The 2,663-nt window shown below is 60.6% G+C and carries 4 protein-coding genes; 2 read left to right on the forward strand and 2 right to left on the reverse strand.

The window, feature by feature from the left end; all coding sequences use genetic code 11:
• Window positions 1-11 precede the first annotated feature (11 nt).
• Window positions 12-296, forward strand: coding sequence for a hypothetical protein (locus AOZ13_RS13390; RefSeq protein ID WP_081706806.1), 285 nt, complete (start codon window positions 12-14; stop codon window positions 294-296).
• Window positions 297-377: 81 nt separating this feature from the next.
• Here AOZ13_RS13390 and AOZ13_RS13395 read toward each other — a convergent pair whose 3' ends face one another.
• Together AOZ13_RS13395 and AOZ13_RS13400 are read right to left on the reverse strand one after the other, a co-directional pair.
• On the reverse strand, window positions 378-920 hold the full coding sequence (locus AOZ13_RS13395) for a hypothetical protein (RefSeq protein ID WP_049934138.1): 543 nt from the start codon (window positions 918-920) through the stop codon (window positions 378-380).
• On the reverse strand, window positions 917-1,537 hold the full coding sequence (locus AOZ13_RS13400; RefSeq protein ID WP_234402891.1) for a DUF7437 domain-containing protein: 621 nt from the start codon (window positions 1,535-1,537) through the stop codon (window positions 917-919). The genes AOZ13_RS13395 and AOZ13_RS13400 overlap by 4 nt, the downstream gene beginning before the upstream one ends.
• A gap of 112 nt (window positions 1,538-1,649) precedes the next feature.
• Here AOZ13_RS13400 and AOZ13_RS13405 point away from each other — a divergent pair, with 112 nt between their 5' ends.
• Entirely contained in the window at window positions 1,650-2,594 is a 945-nt protein-coding gene (locus AOZ13_RS13405) for an ArdC-like ssDNA-binding domain-containing protein (RefSeq protein ID WP_021780857.1), read from the forward strand.
• Window positions 2,595-2,663 lie beyond the last annotated feature (69 nt).

The raw sequence follows: 2,663 nt of genomic DNA on the forward strand, positions 1-2,663 counted from the left end.
ACACACCAGACCTGGATGTTCATCATCAAGCAGCGTTCAGTGACGACGGCGAGCTCGAAGTGCAGGAATCGAGCGTCGAGACGTCTCTCGAGGACTTCGGGGCCGACGTCGACCATCGCGAACGCGAATCGCGTCGGGACCAACCCGAAGCGAGCGAGTTCGGCGTCGACGACCGTCCCGAAGTACAGGATGCAGTTGAGGACGACGAGCAGGCCGCGCTCTTCCCCGATACCGACGACGACCAGCAAACGCTGACTGGCGAGAGCGCGGCAACACGCTGTCTCTTCGACGGCTAACTAACTAGCGAGCGAAGTCGGCCAATATTAACCAACGTAGAAGGTGAATGGCCGAGTTCGTTTGTTACACTAGTTCGTGCGTTAGCCGGTATCTTCGACGACTTCCAGAACATCCCAGATTGTGAGAACAGAGACATAGTCCTCGTAGTAGGTGTTAGAGAGTACGGCTTCGATTGTTGATTCGGCATTCCGGTCGTCCATGGCAATACCGATGTGGTCGTGTTCGGTTGATGCAAGGATCATAATCGCGGTGCCAGCTAGTCCTGCATCTGTCTTCCGTAGTTCGTCCGGCGGAACATGCTCAATGTCCGCGAGGCGTTGCTGGATGCGATCCATCACGACCGCCGCTGTCGGACCGTCGTATACGCTAACACCCTCTTGGACAGGCTGGGCGGCGCTAATCCAAGATTCGGTCTTGGCCTTGTGTAGCCAATCGGCACTAATCCAGCCCTGCTGTTCCTCGATTTCTTCGCGAACACGCTGGCTGAGGTATAGCTGAATGCCCTCGTTTTTGACGTAGTCAACGAAGGCCTGATACCGGTCGTGGCCAGGACCACCGAGAGTCCGCAGGAAGCTCGTGTCCAAGACGAGTGCGCTCGGTAAGGACGAGAGTTCCGGGTTCACGCGTTAAGGGAGTAGGGGGCCTCAGCAATCGTGCGCTCGTGGACATCCTCGGAATAGTCGGGGAATGCAGGATCAACCGGACTGACGCGGCCGATGATGGCTTCGATGGCTTGCGAGACTGCGATACCTGCAGCAGCAGTGACGTCAAGTGTGGTGGCGAGGCCGCGACGTGTCTGCTTGCCCCGGAGGTAGGCCTCGGTTTCGACGATCGCGTGAAACAGCGTGGCTTCCCCATAGCGCTCACGGAAATACTGGATATCATCGTCCACTGTGCTCGCGCCATAGACTGCGATGACGACAGGTGAGACGACGAGTTCGCCAGCGTCTGTCTCCCACGTCCCGACAACCGGTTCGACGTCCCAGAGCGCGGCACCATCCTCGTACTCGTCACGTTCTTCTGCGACGCCGAGTTCGGCCAGCTCGTTCGCGTACTTGTACGCGGTACTCTTCACAATGCCTTGGCGGTCCATCGCTCGTTTGACCGTCGTCGGCGAGTTCAGGAGAAGGTCGGTGTAGAAGTATGCGAGATCAGCGTCTGTCAGAAGCCGCTGAACAGCGAAAAACGTTGACACACCCGACTCATCGCTCCCGAGTTCCCCGATTGGCGCTCCAGCCATATAGTCCATAGTACGCAAACTAGAGACTAAAAGATTGCGCCACCGCGAACGAGTTTGTCGGCCCCGGGAGGGGTACGGGCGCGCCCGAGAGGCGCGTCGTCGCGACCAATCCATGAGTGACGCAGAGACGGAGTCAGCGGTCACGTTCGACGAATCGGACTCACGAGATGATGCGATGGCGGAGACGATCGAGGCGTGGATCGAGGACCTCGTCGACCACGTTGAGGACGCACGGGGGAGCGAGGCGTTCCAAGAGTGGCGGGATGTGCAGAGCCGGTTCCACGACTACTCCTACCGAAATACGCTCCTCATCAATCTGCAGTGTCCGGAGGCGACGAAGGTCGCGGGGTATCGGACGTGGCAAGAGGAGTTCGACCGGCACGTCCAGGCAGGCGAGAGCGCCATCTGGATCTGGGCACCGATCATCGCGAAGCAATGCCCGGAGTGCGGGAACGCACCAAACTACCACGAGCAGCACGAGTGTGAGTACGACGAGACACCACCCGAGGAGTGGGAGCAGGGACTCGTTGGGTTCCGGCCGGCGTCGGTCTTCGACGTCTCACAGACCGACGGCGAGCCACTCCCGGAACTCGAGACCGCGGCGACAGGCGACGCCGGCGACCTCGTCAACGCCCTCGAAAACGCAGCTGCCACCCTCGACGTCACGGTGTGTATCGTCGACGGCGACGAGTGGCCGCACGGGAAGGCCGAGGGCATCTGCAAGCCGCGTGGTGCGGACGAACAGCCGCTCGTCGAGGTTCGTGATCGGGCGAACGAGGCGGACCTCGCAGTGACCCTCGTCCACGAACTCGCACACGCCCTCCTCCACGGCGCCATCAGCGACCCCCTAGCGCGCTCGGAGCAAGAAGTGAAAGCGGAAGCCGTCGCGTACATCGTCGGCCGACACTGTGGTCTCGACACGAACAACTCCTCGTTCTACCTCGCTGCCTGGGCCGGCGACGACCCGGAGGCAATTCGCGACCGACTCGGGCGGATTAGCCAGACGGCGCAGCAGCTCATTGACGTCGTCGGCGGGTCGACCAAGGGCGAAGACTGAGCGACCGAGGACGGTTCCCTCGCTCATTCTGTTCAATATTCTGAAGCCAGAATAGTGAGTGTGGCTCGA

Origin of the sequence: Halarchaeum acidiphilum MH1-52-1, assembly GCF_000474235.1 — an archaeon.
GTDB classification, from domain to species: domain Archaea; phylum Halobacteriota; class Halobacteria; order Halobacteriales; family Halobacteriaceae; genus Halarchaeum; species Halarchaeum acidiphilum.